Genomic DNA, 15,370 nt, shown 5'->3' on the forward strand with positions numbered 1-15,370 from the left:
TAGCCGCGAACTGATGCATCGGTTAGCCTGCGCTTTTCAACGCACCGGCCGGCAAGACATGAATTTCCATACGCGCAAATGGATCAAGCCCGAAGACCTCAATCCCAACGGCACCCTGTTCGGCGGCAGCCTGCTGCGCTGGATCGATGAAGAAGCCGCGATCTACGCGATCATTCAGCTCGATCATCACCATATCGTCACCAAGTACATGTCCGAAATCAATTTCGTGTCCAGCGCACGCCAGGGCGACATCATCGAACTGGGCATCGCGGCCACCCGTTTTGGTACCACGTCGCTAACCATGCGCTGCGAAGTGCGCAACAAGATCACCCGCCGCAGCATCCTGCGTATCGACGAAATCGTGTTCGTGAGCATGGGCGACGACGGCCGCCCGAAACCGCATGGCAAGACCGAAGTGACCTATATCAAGGATCGCTTTGCCGAGGGCGAAGAAGACGAATGATAGCTCCCGTACTCGATTCCTGCCGGCCCGGGCGCGCCTCGGGCCGGCTGCTGCTGTTGTTCGGCCTGGCGGTCGCGATTGCCGGCTGTACCCCCGCCACGCTCAAGCAGCGTAACGGTTACTGGGCCGACCAGGCGCAGCCGGCACAGGCCTACAACCAGCGCGTGCGCTTTCTGGTCATGCACTATACCGGTGGCGACGAGACCCGGGCGCTTCAGGTGCTGACCGGGCCCTCGGTGAGTTCGCATTACGTGGTCGGCGACCACCCGCCCCGGCGCGGCGGCGATCCGGTGGTCTATCAGCTGGTCGACGAAACAGCGCGCGCCTGGCATGCCGGCACCAGCGCCTGGGGCGGGCGTCGCCATCTCAACGACAGCTCGATCGGTATCGAGATCGTCAATCCCGGTCCGGTCGATACCCCCAGTGGCAAGGTCTGGCGCGGATTCGACGGCGACCAGATCGATGCCGTGAGCCGGCTGGCCCGCGATATCATCGCCCGCTACGACATCGCGCCGGAAAACGTCGTCGCCCATGCCGATATTTCGCCGGGGCGCAAGATCGACCCCGGCCCGGCCTTTCCCTGGGAACAACTCTATCGTCACGGTATCGGTGCCTGGCCGGATGCGGCCACGGTCAACGCCTATCGCGAACGGTTTCGCTATGCCATGCCCGACATGGCCACGATTCAGTCGGCGCTGGCCCGCTACGGCTACGATATCGACCCCACCGGCGTGCTCGATCAGCGCACCCATTCGGTCGTGGTGTCGTTTCAAATGCATTTTCGCCCCGACCGCTACGACGGTATCCCCGATCTGGAAACCGTCGCCCGGCTATGGGCGCTCAACGACAAATACCGCTAATCGGCGGCCTGTTGCAGCGCGCCGGGCGGTTGGGCCATTCGTCCCGCCCCTAGCGCGAGGCCAGCAGCGCGTCGCGCGCGGCAATGACGCGCCGGGCCGCGTCTTCGCCGTCGTCGCCGAAGGCGGTCATATGCCCCATCTTGCGCCCCGGCCGTGCTTCGGACTTGCCGTAGAGATGCAGCTTGAGTGCGGGATCGGCCAGCGCGGCGCGCCAGTCCGGCATGCCGTGGTCCCACAGATCACCCAACAGATTGACCATGGCCGAGGGACGCAGGCGCCGGGTATCGCCCAGCGGCAGCGCACAGACCGCGCGTAGCTGCTGCTCGAACTGGCTGGTTACACAGGCATCGAAACTGAAATGACCGGAGTTGTGCGGCCGCGGCGCAAGTTCGTTGACCACCAGTTCGCCGTCGTGTTTTAGAAAGAACTCCACGCACAGCACGCCCACGACGTCGAGGGCTTCGAGCACGCCGTGGGCGATCTCGATCGCGTTGGCGGTGATCTTCGGGTCGATATCCGGGTCGGGAATCGAGACATCGAGGATATGATCGCGATGGCGGTTCTCGGTCACCCCGTAATGGGCGAAGTCGCCGTCGCAGCCGCGCGCCGCCACCACCGAAATCTCGCGTTCGAAATCGACGAACCCTTCCAGCACGGCTTCGCCCGCACCGATGCTCTGCCAGGCGGCCTCGGCCTCTTCCGGGGCATGAATCACCGCCTGGCCCTTGCCGTCATAGCCAAAACCGGCCGTCTTGAGCACGGCCGGCGTGCCCAGCCGCTCGAGCGCCGCGTCCAGCGTTGCGCGATCGGGCACGTGTTCGAACGGCGCGGTAGGAAAGCCGGCGCCGTGCAGAAAATCCTTCTCGCGCTGGCGATGCTGGGCGGTATGCAGCACTTCGCCGCGCGGGCGCACGGGCACGTGTTCGCTGGCCGTGCGCGCGGCATCAAAAGGCACGTTCTCGAACTCGAAGGTCACCACATCGACCCGGCTGGCGAATTCGGCGACTGCGTCCAGATCCTCGTAGTCGCCCACCGCTTCGCGATCGGCCACCTGGCCCATGGGCGTGTCGTCGCCGGGCGAAAAGGTATGCACGCGATAGCCCATGCGGCGCGCGGCCAGCGCGAACATGCGGCCCAGCTGGCCACTGCCCAGCACACCTACCGTGGCACCCGGAAGAATTGGTCGGCTCATAGCGGCAACTCGTCGTTTTCGACCTTGTCGGCCTGTTTCTGGCGAAATTCTGCGAGCGCGCTGCGCAGCTCGGGGCGGCTGTTGGCAAGCATGGCCACGGCAAACAGCGCCGCGTTGCGCGCGCCGGAGGTGCCGATGGCAAAGGTCGCGGTCGGCACGCCGCCCGGCATCTGCACGATCGACAACAGCGAATCCAGGCCGTTGAGAGCACGGCTTTTCACCGGCACGCCGAGTACCGGCAACAGCGTCTGTGCCGCGACCATGCCGGGCAGATGGGCGGCCCCGCCCGCGCCCGCGATGATCACTTCCAGGCCGCGCTGTTCTGCCGTGTGCGCGTAGTCGCGCATGACGTCGGGCGTGCGATGCGCCGAAACCACCTTGCATTCATGGGCCACGCCGAACTCGTCAAGTACCTCGTGGGCCGCCTTCATGGTGTCCCAATCCGACGTACTGCCCATGATCACGCCGACACACGGCTTGTCGTTATTCATTTCGCCCCCTGCCCGAGTCGCAGAAAAGCGGTCTAGTCTACCAACTCGGGCCGTAAACGGCTCGTATGCGTAATCCTGAGTATTACTCGAGCACGACGAGATGATTGGGCAACTCGTTGCGCTCGTGGGTGGCCGGCACGGCAAGGGCCAGCTTTTCGCCGCAGGCAGCGATGCATTCCGTAAACCCGGTCAGCGTCTCGCCGATGCGCACGCGCGCGGTGAAGGCCTCGACAATCGCCTGCCATTGCTCGTCCGGCACCTGTTCGGAAATGCCGCGATCAACGATGATCTCGACATAGCGCTCGGCCTCCGAGACAAAGATCAGCATGCCGGTGGCGCCCGCCGTATGGTGCAGATTCTGTTCGAGAAACTGACGCCGGGCCAGGTTGGCGGCCCGCCAGTACCGGATCGGGCGCGGGATCAGGCGCGTGGTCACGCCCGGCAGGCGAAACAGCAAGGCCAGCGCCACGAATACGCCCCATTGCAGCAACAACAGCAGGCGCGCATCCAGGGCCAGGGTGAAGAACAAAAGTGCCCCCGGCAAAATCAGCGCCGCCAGCCCGGCCCACAGCAGTGGGATATAGGCATAATCGTCGGCGCGCTCGGCGAGCACGGTCACAAGCTCCGCGTCGGTATTGCGCTCGACTGCGGTAATGGCGTCGGCTACCTGCCTGCGTTCGTCGTCACTAAGTAAGGTCATTGCTCGCTACCAACCGCCAGAGGCGCCGCCGCCGCCGAAGCTGCCGCCGCCCCCGGAAAAACCACCGCCGCCGAAACCGCCGCTGCTGCCGCCACCAAAGCCGCCGCCCATGAGGATCGGCATGCCCATGCCGCGCCGACGTTTTCCGCCGCGGCCACCGCCGCCGCCGCTGCCGAACAGGGCGATAATGACCACCAGCAATACGAAGAAGCCGATGCTGTGCAGCAGCGACGGCTCGCCGGATTCGCCCCGCGAGCGGCGCTCCGGCTCGGCCAGCGGATCGCCGCCCAGCACCTGGATGATGGCCTTGGCACCGCCGACGATGCCCTGGCTGAAATCGCCCTGTTTAAAGGCCGGGGTGATGATGTTGTTGATGATCACCGACGACTGGGCATCGGTGAGCCGGCCTTCCAGGCCGTAGCCCGCATCGATACGGATCTTGCGTTCGTCTTTCGCGACCAGCAACAGCGCGCCGTTGTCCTCACCGGCCTGACCAATGCCCCAGTGGCGGCCGAGCTGATAGCCGTAGTCGTCGATCGTCTCGCCGCCGAGATCCGGCAGGGTCACCACCACGAGCTGCTCGCCGCTGGCCTGTTCGTGGGCCGCCAACATGTCGGTGAGCTGCTGCTCGGCAGCGGCATCGATCATGTCGGCGTTGTCGACCACCCGCCCGGTCAGCTCGGGAAACGACGGCGCCGCCCAGGCCACCGCGACCCATAGCCACAGGCCAAGCGCCAGCAGCAGCCGGGCGCGCGTATCGACAGCAGGCAGGCGTCGCATCAGAACTGAACCTGGGGCGCCTGGTCCGCGTTTTCGGCCGTGGCCTCGAAATTGGCATGCGGCTGCATGTCGCTATACAGCAGCGAATGCCAGATCCGGCCCGGGAAGGTGCGCAGCTCGGTGTTGTAGCGCTGCACCGCTTGAATGAAATCGCGCCGGGCCACGGCAATACGGTTTTCCGTGCCCTCCAGCTGCGACTGCAGGGCCAGGAAGTTCTGGTTCGATTTCAGATCGGGATAACGCTCGGACACCGCCATCAACCGGCTCAGGGCACTGCTGAGCTCGCCCTGGGCCTGCTGGAACTGCTGCAGCTTCTGCGGATTGTTGAGGATGTCTTCGTCGACCTGGATCGACGTGGCCTTCGAACGGGCTTCGATAACGGCAGTCAGCGTTTCCCGTTCCTGCTGGGCGAAGCCCTTCACCGTTTCCACGAGGTTCGGCACGAGATCCGCGCGTCGCTGGTACTGGTTTTCTACCTGCGCCCAGGCTGCCTTGACCTGTTCATCGTAGGTCGGAATGTTGTTCACGCCGCAGCCGGTCAACGACACCAGCAGCGCGACGAGCATGAGAACACCGGGCAAACGTTTGTAGGAAATGACGGGCAGCGCCAGCATGAACAGGGTCTCCGTGAACGCAATACAGCTATGGTGCGCACTGTACGACAAACGCCGCGCGGACGACACGCTTCTGGCACGCGGTAATATCGGCCGCCCGACATATTGCGCATGCGCTATCCCCAACCATGCGGGGGTCAGGCTTCACTCGCCGCCGAGCAGATGCATGCCGACAAGGCACGCCGCGATCACCAAAAGCAGGGCCGTACCGGTGGCCAGGGCATGGCGTTGCCAGAGCCGCAGCGCGCGCTCGCCGAGCAGCCACACGAGCAGCGCCAGCCCGAAATAGCGCAGGCCGCGCGCCAGGCCCACCGCGGCCACGAACAGCGGCAGCGAATAGCCGGCGATGCCGGCCGCCAGCAGTGCGACCTGAAACGGCACCGGCGTAATGCCAATGCTTACAATCGCCAGAAAGCCGTTGTCGGAAAAAGTCTGCTGGAACTGCGCGTAGGCCTGTTGCGCATCAAGCCATGTCAGCAGGGTCTGGCCGAGCGTATCGAACAGGAAAAAGCCGACCGCATAGCCGATCAGCGAGCCGACGATATTCCCGGCCAGCGCCACCGCAGCCACCGACCACAGCCGCTGCGGCCGGGCGAGCATGTACGGCACCATGATCAACTCGATGGGCACCGGCATCAGCGTGGTTTCGGCGGCCGACAACAGCCCGAGCCAGAGCAGTCCATAAGGCGAATCGAGGAGCCGATCGGCCCATGCGCGTGCCCTGCTCATGGCCCGTCGTTCGCCGTGATGCGACCGGCCTTGGGGAAGGTGTTTGTCATGCGTTTTCGCTCAGAAAGACAGCTGCAGCGAATCCTCGTCCACGCTGAAGGGGCGCGCCCGGGCCATCGCCATCCAGTGCCGGGTTTCCAGCTGGTAGTCATGGCGCTGTGCGGCCCGTGCGATGGTGTAACCGTGCTCGGCACGCCAGAGGATAACGCCGTATTCGGCGGGTATTTCCTCGAGCGTGGCAATGCCTTCGACGATGACGAAGTAAACCTCGGCAGCCAGTTCGCGATAGCGCTCGATCTTGGCCGAGCGCAGCTCGCCGAGCAGATCGCTGCGCTTCACCTTGACTTCATGCACCTGCGGGGCCAGATGATCCGGACGCAGGCTGCGGGTGAGCGAAAAAACGTCCGGCTTGCACGGCGCCCAGCGTGCCTTGTCGGTGGTCGAATCCACGGTATGCACCGACAGTTCGGTGAACACCAGCCGCCCCAGCCCGGCCAGATGGCGGGCGACCCCGTCGACCACCTGCGCATGGCGGCTGCGCGCACCACGGTTGTGCACCACCGTATCGCCCAGCGCCGCGCGCCCGGCATCGGTAAGCCGAAAACAGCTGGCCAGCGCGCTGTCCGCGGCCTCTTCGATCAGTCCCCAGCGCAGCAGATCGATATCGATATTGTCGTGACAGGCCCAGCCATGGCTACGCCAGTAGTGGCGCAGGCGCGTACCGTGCCGACGCGGCAACGCGCTGGGTCGCTCGTGCATGGTGGCAGGACGTTGGGCGCTTGCGCTCATAGCCTTTTCGGATGGGCGAGTCGATCGTGAAAGCGCCGGTTGCCCGCAGGACGAGATATCGAGCGGGCGCATGCGCCAAAGCCGAACGCCGTTAAACATGCGGCCGCGGGCGCCGCGGATAGTGCCACATACGAAAATGCCCGACCGGAGTCGGGCATCCATACATCGATCATAACCGGCTGATCAATCGGTCGAGCCCTCAGACATATCGCTTTGGGTGGCACCCTCGCCCCTATCCGGCGTGCTGTGCTTGCCGGCCCCGTCATGCGACATGTGGTCGTTTTCCTTGAGCTCTTCCTTCTGTGCCTTGGTCGCCGGCATTCCACCGGCCTGGGGCATCTGTTCGCCGGTGCGTGTACCGGCGGCGCCGTCCGGTACGCCGCGCATGCTCTCGGCCTGGTGTTCGGTTGCCGGCATGGTTGTGTCCTGCGTCGTGCTTTGTTCTGCCGCCAACGCCGGCAGAGCGAAGGCACAGCCCATCAGTACAACACCCAGGCCGACACGAGCCAGCGTATGAATCGGGTTAGACATCTCTCCTCCTACTGGATAGCGCGGTTTGTTGTGATGCCGTATCGCCGCTCGGCGAGCCGGTTCGCCCCAACCGCTCGGGGCTATTCAATGTCGCGCAATCGATCGGCCGCTTCAAGCATGCTGGGCTTTCATGACCACGAAAACGATACAACTAAAAAAGCCCGGCCTTGGCCGGGCTTTCTCTTTCTCGTCTAGTGACTGGCCACCCGCACAGGCGCGTGATGGACGCGGTTGAGACCGAGTACTTCGATCTGGCTACGGCTGGCCGGCACGCTCTGGTGCGAAGGCGAAGCCGTGGCTTCATCGGCGACTTCGCCGTGGCGCAGCATCGCATTCTGCGATGCCGACATCGGCGTGACGTTGTCCTGATAGCTGCTCGGCTGCTGCTCGGCGGCGACCGCCGGCACGGCAAAACCGGCCAGCGTCAGAATACCGGCAACGAATGCGTTACGGCGTTGATTGCGACGGGTGGTGGACATGGGTCTTCCTCAAAGATGAATGAAAAACTAAAAATTGGTTGAGGAAGAAGATTGCCCCGGTTCGGCTGTTTTCAATCGTTGCAGTGCAACATTTTTCCGATCGCCGCAAATCAGGGCGCTTTGAAGCTTCTCCGCCCCTTTTTCACGTCATCTTGATTACGGATGCCTATACGGCCGTCGAGGCCGTCTATGAGGACGATGCGGCTGCGTGGGCCCGGGCCTGTTCGGGCATCGCGCGCATGCTCTGCCGGAAGACAAGCCAGGCCATGCTGCCCGCCAACACGTTACCCAGCGCCGCACCCAGGCCGACATAAGGCATTTTTTCGCCCAGCCATACGCCCAGGGCAATACAGGGCAGATAGCAAACGAACAGCCGTGCAAAGGAGATCATCATCGCGCGCAGCGGCCAGCCCAGGGCATTGGAGGCCGAAACTACGAGCATGCACAGCCCCAGCAGCGCATAGCTGGGAAGCATGGCACGAATCAGCCAGGTCAGTCCGTCGCGTACGCCCGCGTCGCTGGACAACGCATCGGCCACCCAGGGAGCGGCCAGCGCCATGAGCGTGCCCAGAATCAGCTGCCAGACCAGCACGGTCTGAAAGGCAATCGACATCAGCGCGCGGATACGCGGCCAGTTGCCGGCCCCGTAGCAATGCCCCAGCCAGGGTGGCAGCGACATGGTCAGCCCCAGCACCAGCATCAGCGATACGGTTTCCAGCCGGCTGGCCAGCCCCCAGGCCGCTACCGCCTGCTCGCCCAGGGAAGCGATCAGCGCCGTGGCCGCCATTGCCGACAAGGCCGGCATCAGCTGACTGAGCATGGCCGGGCCGGCGATCACCGCAAACGGGCCGGTCGAGCGGCGCATCTCCCCCGCCAGGTCGGCCAGGCTCAGCCAGTCGCGCTGGGCCAGACGCCAGCCCAGCAGCAACAGGCCGATCGTGAACGAAGCAGTGGTCGCCCAGGCCGCTCCGGGCAGCCCCAGGCCCGACCAGCCGCCAACACCGAAGATGAGGATCGGATCGAACACCAGGTTCAGGCCGCTTGTGGCCACCATCAGCAGGCCCGGCAGGCGCGTGTTGTTATGCGCGCGAAACAGCGTATAGCCGAAGTACAACAGGGCCGCGAACCAGTTGGCCAGCAGCTGGACCGGCCAGTACTCGCCGATGAGCTCGAGTGCGTCGTCCTGGGCACCGAGCTGGCGAAACAGCGGTACGTGAAAAATCCATAGCGCAATCGCAAGAAAGCCGATCACCACTGCCCCGCCGAACAGCACCAGACTGCCCAGGCGCCGGGCACGCTCGAGCTCGCCTGCGCCCAGCGCCCGCGAAATGAGCGCGGCGATGGCAATGCCCAGCCCGACCTGGACGCCGATCATCAAAAAGGTGATCGGAAACGTGAATGATTGCGCGGCCAGCGGGACGGTGCCCAGACGCGCGACGAACGCCGAGTCGACCAGTTGAAAGCCCAACAACGACATCACGCCGATCGCCATCGGCCAGGTCTGGGCGAACAGCTGGCGTCGCAGCGTGCCGCTGCTGGCACGAGTGGAGGATGAATCGCTCAACTTAAAGAATCCGCGAATGCGAGAATGCCGCGCGATTCTACGCCATGCCGCCGTCATGCGATGTAGGCTAGGCACCATCGGGATACCACACTGCATCACGAGGTCTTATGCGCGCTATCCGTTTTTCTGTTCTGGCCCTGCTCATTGTCGTTGCACTCGTGGGCTGTGCGGGCACGCCGACATTCATGCAGCTGGCCGATACCAAATGGCAGCTGACACAACTCGACGGCCAGCCGGTCGATACCGAATCCATGCGGCGCACGCCCTATCTGTTGCTGCATGCCGATCAGCGTCTCGAAGGCTTTACCGGCTGCAACCGGGTCAACGGCCGCTATAGCGGCAGCGACGACAGCCTGCGCTTTGATTCCCTGGCCAGTACCCGTCGCTACTGCAATCAGGGCATGGACATTGAAGAGGCCTTCACGCATGCGCTTGAACGCACCCAGCGCGCCGAAATCGACGGCGACAGCCTGGCGCTGATCGACGCCCAGGGCCATATCGTCGCCCGTCTGGCACGGGACGGCGCCGGCCGTTGAGCCGTCTCGAACACGCTGTCTATCGAATCGACTGCACGGACCTGCGCCGTCGGCCCGATTCCGGGCTTGAAACACCCGCACCCATGGCGATCTGAAAAGCGCGCTCGCACCGTCAGGCCGGCATACGCTACCCGCAGCCAGGGTAGCCAAGCGCCGGTCTGACGGGCGTTGGCGTCGATGAATCGTTGCTGGGGGTAGTCACTGCTGTATTAACTGTATATAAATACAGTTATGAACAAGCAGCCTATCGACAACGTAGATCCGCACGGCCAGCGGCTGGCCGCCCATGAAACCTTCTGGCAACGCTTTGGCGTGCACCGGGCCACGCGGCAGGCCGAACTGCCGGCCATGGCCACGGGCTCGCCGACGCTGGATCGCCAGCTGCCCGGCGGCGGCTATCCGATCGGCGCCGTCACCGAACTGCTGTGCAACAACGCAGGGCTGGGCGAGCTGAGCCTGCTGTTGCACGGCCTGGCCCGGCGCATGCGCGAACAGCCCAAGCGCCAGCTCGCCTTCATCGCCCCGCCGCCGACCCTGCAGGCCCCGGCGCTCACCCAGGCCGGCATCGATTGTGCCCGGGTGCCGCTCGTGGCCTGTCGCAACGAGAGCGAAAAAGTGTGGTGTGTCGAACAGATGGCACGGGCGAATGCGTTTGCCGGTTTCGTCGTCTGGGCCGACCGTCTTGATACAACCGCCCTGCGTCGTCTGCAGCTGGCCGCCGAGAAGGCAGCCTGTCCGGTGTTTGTCTATCGCCATATCCGGGCTGCCGCCGAACGCTCGCCGGCGGCCCTGCGCCTGGCGATCACTGCCAGCGGCGGCGGCCAGCGTATCGAGATACTCAAATGCCGCGGCCCTGCCGGCGCCCGTATTGCCGGACTACGGCCCGGCGTCGAACGCGTCTGGCAATTCGAGACCCCTCGTGCCGAGCTGGCGGCGCTGCGTGCAGGCGCCAGCAACGATATTCCTCAACCCGATCGTGTTCCCCATGTGGCTCGCTCTTCGTCTTCCCCACTGGGCGCTCGATAGCCGCGCAGACGCCCGCGACCGGCCGCCGGTTACGAACCCGACGCTGGTGGTGGCCGAACAGCGCGGCCGGCGTCATGTCGTGGCCGCCGACGCCTGCGCGCTCGAACAAGGCGTACGCCGCGGCATGCTGCTGGCCGATGCACGCATGCATGTGCCCGAGGCCGTCGTGCTAGCACGCCATATCGCCGGCGAAGGGGCCGCGCTCGAACGTCTGGGCGGCTGGGCCTGGCATTACAGCAGCCAGGTCCATATCGCACGCGCCAGCGACCGCGTCGAATGCGCACGCGTGGTGTTCGAAATCGGCGCCAGCCTGCGCCTGTTCGGTGGTCGCCAGCGCCTGCTCGAACGCGTACGTGCCGATCTCGACCGCATGGGCTATCGCTATACCCTGGGCGTGGGCGACAGCCCGCATGCCGCCCTGGCGTTTGCGCGTGCGCCTTCGCCCAAACACCGTGCCCAAGGTCTGGCCCGCCTGCCGCTGGCCTGTCTGGACCTCGACGCCCAGACCACGCTGTCGCTCAAGGCCAGCGGGCTGCGCCTTGCCGGCGAACTGCTGGCCCTGCCGCCTTCCACGCTGGTACGCCGCTACGGCAAGCCGACCCTGGACGCGCTGGAATGTCTACGCGGGCGCCGCCCGCATGGGCTGGACTTCTATACCCTGCCGCAGCGCTACGGTACCCGTCACGAACTCACCGGCGCGGTCGAAACGACCCAGGGGCTGGTATTCTTGCTGCGGCGCGTGTTCGCCGAGTTGGCCGCGTTTCTGCAGGGGGCGGATGCCACCATCCAGACGCTGCAGCTCAAGCTCATTCACGACGATTTGCCGCCCACCCGCCTGCTGCTGCGTCTGGCGTCGCCCTCACGTGATGCAGACCATCTGGAGCGCGTCGCCAACGAACGACTGGCCCGGGTCACCCTGGCCGCGCCAGTGCTCGAAATCGCGCTGGCCAGCGATCGCCTGCGTCGTTTCGAACAGGACCAGGACAGCCTCTGGCGCGACCCCGACCACGCCGGTATCGAACAATGGCCGGCGGTGCTCGATCGCCTGCGCGCGCGGCTGGGCCACGAGGCAGTCGGCTGGCTGCACGACGTGGACGACCACCGCCCGGAGCAGGCCAGTGCCCGGCACGACCGGCCGGCAACGCGTCATACCGCCACCCCGGCCCCACGCCCGATGTGGCTGCTCGACGTGCCCGAACGCGCGCCGGCAGAACTGACCCTGATCGCCGGCCCCGAGCGCATCGAAACCGGCTGGTGGGAACACAGCATCCGACGCGATTATTTTCGCGCCCGCGACGGCCAGGGACGCCTGCTCTGGGTCTATCGCGATCTGGCCCATGCCCCCAGCGGCGACACGCCGGTCTATTACATGCACGGCCTGTTCGGATGAGCGCGCTCGGCTATGCCGAGCTGTGCTGTGTGAGCGGGTTTTCCTTCCAGCGCGGCGCCTCCACGCCGGAAGAACTGGTCGCCCGCGCGGCCGAACTCGGCTATCAGGCGATCGCACTGACCGACGAATGCAGCCTGGCCGGCGCGGTACGGGCCCTGCAAACCGCCGAAGCCTGCGCTATCGATCTCATTCTGGGCAGCCGTTTCACCCTCGACGAGGGCGTGACCGTCATTCTGCTGGTACGCAACCGCAACGGCTATACCCGCCTGTGCCGGCTGATTACCGACGCCCGGCAACGCGTGGCCAAGGGCGACTACCGTATCGGCCTGGCCGACCTGCAGGCCGATACCCTGGCCGACTGCCGCATTCTGGTCCTGCCCGATTACGACTGCCCACCCATACCGGCGCTGCATCATCTGCTGGCCTGGCTGGCCACCACCTACCCGCGCCAGAGTCATATCGCACTGGCCCTGCATCGGCGTGCCGCCGATATGTCCCACCGACGCCGGCTCGATGAACTGCGGGCCCGATACGGTCTGCCGCTGGTCGCGGTGGGCGATGTCCATATGCATCGGCGGGCGCGGCGTGCCCTGCAGGACGTGTTCACTGCCCTGCGCCTGGGCACGACCGTCCACAACGCCGGGCGGGCATTGTTCGCCAACGGCGAACGCTATCTGCGACCGCGCTCGACGCTGGCAGCTCTCTATCCCGACAACATGCTGGCCGCGACCCTGCGTATCGCCGCCGATTGCAGCTTTTCGCTGCGCGAAATCCGCTACGACTATCCCTCCGAAGTGGTGCCCCAGGGCCAGACCGCGCTCGAGCATCTGCGCTCACTGGTGGAGCGCGGCTGTCGGCGGCGTTGGCCCGACGGCACGAATGCCGCGATACGTCGCCAGATCGAGCACGAACTAGCGCTGATCGAGGAAAAGAACTATCCGCATTATTTTCTGACCGTCCACGATATCGTCGAAGAGGCGAACCGACGCGGCATTCTCTGTCAGGGGCGCGGCTCGGCGGCCAATTCGGTGGTGTGTTTCTGTCTGGGCATCACCGAAGTGGATCCGCTGCGCCACGACATGCTCTTCGAGCGCTTCATCTCGCGCGATCGCAACGAACCGCCGGATATCGACGTCGACTTCGAACACGAACGCCGCGAAGAGATCATTCAGTACATCTATGCCCGCTACGGCCGTCAGCGCGCCGCGCTCGCGGCCACCGTCATCCATTACCGACCGCGCAGCGCGATGCGCGACGTCGGCCGGGCCATGGGCCTGAGCGTCGACCAGATCGACACCCTGGCCGGCGCGCTGTCGCGGCGCAGCGATGACGGCAGCCTGGCCGCCCAGCTCGACGAACGCGGTATCGATATCGATGCCGGCGATCTCGATCGTATTCTCATGCTGGTGGATACGCTCATCGGGTTTCCACGTCATCTATCCCAGCATGTCGGCGGTTTCGTGCTCTCCGAAGTACCGCTGGAAGAGCTGGTGCCGGTGGAAAAGGCAGCCATGCCCAATCGCACCATCATCCAATGGGACAAGGACGATCTGGAAGCGGTCGGCCTGATGAAGATCGACGTGCTCGCACTGGGCATGCTCAGCTGCCTGCGCCGCTGCTTCGCGCTCATCGAACGCCATCACGGCCGCCAGCTGACCATGGCCACCATTCCCGGCAAGGACAGGCCCACCTACGACATGATTTCGGCCGCCGATACGGTCGGCGTTTTCCAGATCGAATCGCGGGCCCAGATGACCATGCTGCCACGGCTGCGCCCGCAGCGGTTTTTCGATCTCGTGGTCGAAGTGGCGATCGTACGCCCCGGCCCGATCCAGGGCGGCATGGTCCACCCCTACCTGCTCAACCGCGAAAAGAAGCGCGAAGAGATCGAATACCCCAGCGACGCCCTGCGCGGGGTGCTCGAACGCACCCACGGTGTGCCGATCTTTCAGGAACAGGTGATGAAAATCGCCATGGTGGCGGCCAATTTCAGCGCCGGCGAAGCCGACGGGCTACGTCGTTCAATGGCCGCCTGGAAAAAGAAAGGCGGACTCGAACCCTGGCGCGACCGCTTGAAGAGCGGCATGCGGGCCAACGGCTATGCCGAAGAATTCGCCGATCGGATCTTCGAACAGATCAAGGGTTTCGGCAGCTACGGCTTTCCTGAATCCCATGCCGTGAGTTTTGCCCTGCTCGTCTATGTGTCGTCGTATATCAAATGCCACTATCCGGCCGCCTTCGCGGCCGCCCTGATCAACAGCCAACCGATGGGCTTCTATGCACCGGCCCAGATCGTGGCCGACGTCAAACGTCACGGGGTGACAGTACACCCGGCCGATGTGTGTCACTCCGACTGGGACTGCACGCTCGAACGCACCGATACCCAAGCCTTTGCACTGCGCCTGGGTCTAAGGCTGATCAAGGGGCTGTCGCAAGAAGCCGGCGAACGCATCGTCGCTGCACGCAACGACGCTGTGTTCACCCAGGTGGCAGATCTGGTCACTCGTGCCCGGCTGGGCCAGCGCTGCCGCGACGCTCTGGCCCGGGCCGATGCCCTGCGCGGGCTGGCCGGACATCGCCACCAGGCGCAGTGGCAGATCGCGGCCGCCCATGTGCATGCCGATCTGTTTGCCGGGCTCGAGGCGCCTGAACCCGAAGTGGCCCTGCCCGCGCCGCGCGAAGGCAACGATATCGTGGCCGACTATGCCAGTACCGCCCTGACCCTGCGCAGACATCCGTTGGCGCTGTTACGCCCGCAGCTGGCTCGCCAGGGCGTGCTCTGTGCCCGCGATTTCGATGCCCTGGCCGATCGTCGCGCTGCGCACGTCGCCGGCCTGGTCACCATCCGCCAACGCCCGGGCAGCGCCAAGGGTACGACCTTCGTCACCCTCGAAGACGAAACCGGCTGCGTGAACGTGGTCATCCATCGCGACCTGCTCGCCCGCTATCGCGTGGCCGTCACCAGCGCCCGGCTGCTACGGGTCAACGGCATCATGCAACGCCAGGGCCCCGTTACCCACTGCGTGGCGCGACATATCGTCGACGACAGCGCCCGGCTCGGGAAACTGACCACGCGCTCCCGAGATTTCCATTGAACAGCCGTGTGTTATACGACTTATCGCGAAACAGCAGAAAAACCCTCTCCGCGGGTTATACAGATTCCGCAGATTGACGCAAAAACTCGAACTCGTATCAACTTTAATAATTAACAATAACTCACTGAGGA

16 protein-coding genes are annotated in these 15,370 nt (G+C 64.9%); 6 read left to right on the forward strand and 10 right to left on the reverse strand.

Going from position 1 to position 15,370, the window contains the following annotated elements:
- Positions 1 to 58 precede the first annotated feature (58 nt).
- Positions 59 to 463: a hotdog domain-containing protein gene (locus ABNU97_RS03230; protein WP_348765315.1), complete on the forward strand. Its 405-nt coding sequence runs from the start codon at positions 59 to 61 to the stop codon at positions 461 to 463.
- Entirely contained in the window at positions 460 to 1,323 is an 864-nt protein-coding gene (locus ABNU97_RS03235) for an N-acetylmuramoyl-L-alanine amidase (RefSeq protein WP_348765316.1), read from the forward strand. Before ABNU97_RS03230 ends, ABNU97_RS03235 begins: the two co-directional genes overlap by 4 nt.
- 49 nt (positions 1,324 to 1,372) lie before the next feature.
- On the opposite strand, the gene ABNU97_RS03240 is transcribed toward ABNU97_RS03235, so the two are convergent.
- From ABNU97_RS03240 to ABNU97_RS03285, 10 genes are all read right to left on the reverse strand, one after another.
- On the reverse strand, positions 1,373 to 2,515 hold the full coding sequence (locus ABNU97_RS03240) for a 5-(carboxyamino)imidazole ribonucleotide synthase (protein ID WP_348765317.1): 1,143 nt from the start codon (positions 2,513 to 2,515) through the stop codon (positions 1,373 to 1,375).
- Entirely contained in the window at positions 2,512 to 3,006 is a 495-nt protein-coding gene (purE, locus tag ABNU97_RS03245) for a 5-(carboxyamino)imidazole ribonucleotide mutase (protein ID WP_348765318.1), read from the reverse strand. Before purE ends, ABNU97_RS03240 begins: the two co-directional genes overlap by 4 nt.
- Before the next feature lie 82 nt (positions 3,007 to 3,088).
- The gene (locus tag ABNU97_RS03250) at positions 3,089 to 3,706 is read right to left on the reverse strand and encodes a TPM domain-containing protein (RefSeq protein ID WP_348765319.1); all 618 of its coding nucleotides are present in this window, start codon (positions 3,704 to 3,706) and stop codon (positions 3,089 to 3,091) included.
- Between the two features lie 6 nt (positions 3,707 to 3,712).
- Positions 3,713 to 4,486, reverse strand: coding sequence for a TPM domain-containing protein (locus tag ABNU97_RS03255; protein WP_348765320.1), 774 nt, complete (start codon positions 4,484 to 4,486; stop codon positions 3,713 to 3,715).
- Positions 4,486 to 5,052, reverse strand: a complete 567-nt coding sequence (locus tag ABNU97_RS03260) for a LemA family protein (protein WP_348765345.1) — start codon at positions 5,050 to 5,052, stop codon at positions 4,486 to 4,488. The genes ABNU97_RS03255 and ABNU97_RS03260 overlap by 1 nt, the downstream gene beginning before the upstream one ends.
- A gap of 192 nt (positions 5,053 to 5,244) precedes the next feature.
- The gene (locus ABNU97_RS03265) at positions 5,245 to 5,829 is read right to left on the reverse strand and encodes a VTT domain-containing protein (RefSeq protein WP_348765321.1); all 585 of its coding nucleotides are present in this window, start codon (positions 5,827 to 5,829) and stop codon (positions 5,245 to 5,247) included.
- 60 nt (positions 5,830 to 5,889) lie between these two features.
- Positions 5,890 to 6,618 carry a hypothetical protein gene (locus ABNU97_RS03270; RefSeq protein WP_348765322.1) on the reverse strand — a complete coding sequence of 243 codons (729 nt, stop codon included), beginning with the start codon at positions 6,616 to 6,618 and terminating at the stop codon, positions 5,890 to 5,892.
- Between the two features lie 183 nt (positions 6,619 to 6,801).
- Entirely contained in the window at positions 6,802 to 7,149 is a 348-nt protein-coding gene (locus ABNU97_RS03275; protein WP_348765323.1) for a hypothetical protein, read from the reverse strand.
- Positions 7,150 to 7,340: 191 nt separating this feature from the next.
- Complete coding sequence (locus ABNU97_RS03280; protein WP_348765324.1) at positions 7,341 to 7,628, reverse strand: hypothetical protein; 288 nt, start codon at positions 7,626 to 7,628, stop codon at positions 7,341 to 7,343.
- A 187-nt stretch (positions 7,629 to 7,815) separates the two neighbouring features.
- Positions 7,816 to 9,192: an MATE family efflux transporter gene (locus tag ABNU97_RS03285; protein WP_348765325.1), complete on the reverse strand. Its 1,377-nt coding sequence runs from the start codon at positions 9,190 to 9,192 to the stop codon at positions 7,816 to 7,818.
- A gap of 107 nt (positions 9,193 to 9,299) precedes the next feature.
- Here ABNU97_RS03285 and ABNU97_RS03290 point away from each other — a divergent pair, with 107 nt between their 5' ends.
- From ABNU97_RS03290 to ABNU97_RS03305, 4 genes are all read left to right on the forward strand, one after another.
- Complete coding sequence (locus ABNU97_RS03290) at positions 9,300 to 9,728, forward strand: META domain-containing protein (protein WP_348765326.1); 429 nt, start codon at positions 9,300 to 9,302, stop codon at positions 9,726 to 9,728.
- A gap of 231 nt (positions 9,729 to 9,959) precedes the next feature.
- Complete coding sequence (gene imuA, locus ABNU97_RS03295; RefSeq protein WP_348765327.1) at positions 9,960 to 10,754, forward strand: translesion DNA synthesis-associated protein ImuA; 795 nt, start codon at positions 9,960 to 9,962, stop codon at positions 10,752 to 10,754.
- Positions 10,714 to 12,144, forward strand: coding sequence for a DNA polymerase Y family protein (locus ABNU97_RS03300; RefSeq protein WP_348765328.1), 1,431 nt, complete (start codon positions 10,714 to 10,716; stop codon positions 12,142 to 12,144). Before imuA ends, ABNU97_RS03300 begins: the two co-directional genes overlap by 41 nt.
- Positions 12,141 to 15,239: an error-prone DNA polymerase gene (locus ABNU97_RS03305; protein ID WP_348765329.1), complete on the forward strand. Its 3,099-nt coding sequence runs from the start codon at positions 12,141 to 12,143 to the stop codon at positions 15,237 to 15,239. The genes ABNU97_RS03300 and ABNU97_RS03305 overlap by 4 nt, the downstream gene beginning before the upstream one ends.
- The last annotated feature ends 131 nt before the right edge of the window (positions 15,240 to 15,370 follow it).

Source organism: uncultured Salinisphaera sp. (genome assembly GCF_964012375.1).
Classification (GTDB): Bacteria; Pseudomonadota; Gammaproteobacteria; order Nevskiales; family Salinisphaeraceae; genus Salinisphaera.

Excerpts from the sequence above, each read along its gene's own strand:
- ABNU97_RS03230 (WP_348765315.1), top strand. The coding sequence starts at position 59 with ATGAATTTCCATACGCGCAAATGGATCAAGCCCGAAGACCTCAATCCC.
- ABNU97_RS03235 (WP_348765316.1), top strand. The coding sequence starts at position 460 with ATGATAGCTCCCGTACTCGATTCCTGCCGGCCCGGGCGCGCCTCGGGC.
- ABNU97_RS03240 (WP_348765317.1), bottom strand. The coding sequence starts at position 2,515 with ATGAGCCGACCAATTCTTCCGGGTGCCACGGTAGGTGTGCTGGGCAGT.
- purE (WP_348765318.1), bottom strand. The coding sequence starts at position 3,006 with ATGAATAACGACAAGCCGTGTGTCGGCGTGATCATGGGCAGTACGTCG.
- ABNU97_RS03250 (WP_348765319.1), bottom strand. The coding sequence starts at position 3,706 with ATGACCTTACTTAGTGACGACGAACGCAGGCAGGTAGCCGACGCCATT.
- ABNU97_RS03255 (WP_348765320.1), bottom strand. The coding sequence starts at position 4,486 with ATGCGACGCCTGCCTGCTGTCGATACGCGCGCCCGGCTGCTGCTGGCG.
- ABNU97_RS03260 (WP_348765345.1), bottom strand. The coding sequence starts at position 5,052 with ATGCTCGTCGCGCTGCTGGTGTCGTTGACCGGCTGCGGCGTGAACAAC.
- ABNU97_RS03265 (WP_348765321.1), bottom strand. The coding sequence starts at position 5,829 with ATGAGCAGGGCACGCGCATGGGCCGATCGGCTCCTCGATTCGCCTTAT.
- ABNU97_RS03270 (WP_348765322.1), bottom strand. The coding sequence starts at position 6,618 with ATGAGCGCAAGCGCCCAACGTCCTGCCACCATGCACGAGCGACCCAGC.
- ABNU97_RS03275 (WP_348765323.1), bottom strand. The coding sequence starts at position 7,149 with ATGTCTAACCCGATTCATACGCTGGCTCGTGTCGGCCTGGGTGTTGTA.
- ABNU97_RS03280 (WP_348765324.1), bottom strand. The coding sequence starts at position 7,628 with ATGTCCACCACCCGTCGCAATCAACGCCGTAACGCATTCGTTGCCGGT.
- ABNU97_RS03290 (WP_348765326.1), top strand. The coding sequence starts at position 9,300 with ATGCGCGCTATCCGTTTTTCTGTTCTGGCCCTGCTCATTGTCGTTGCA.
- imuA (WP_348765327.1), top strand. The coding sequence starts at position 9,960 with ATGAACAAGCAGCCTATCGACAACGTAGATCCGCACGGCCAGCGGCTG.
- ABNU97_RS03300 (WP_348765328.1), top strand. The coding sequence starts at position 10,714 with ATGTGGCTCGCTCTTCGTCTTCCCCACTGGGCGCTCGATAGCCGCGCA.
- ABNU97_RS03305 (WP_348765329.1), top strand. The coding sequence starts at position 12,141 with ATGAGCGCGCTCGGCTATGCCGAGCTGTGCTGTGTGAGCGGGTTTTCC.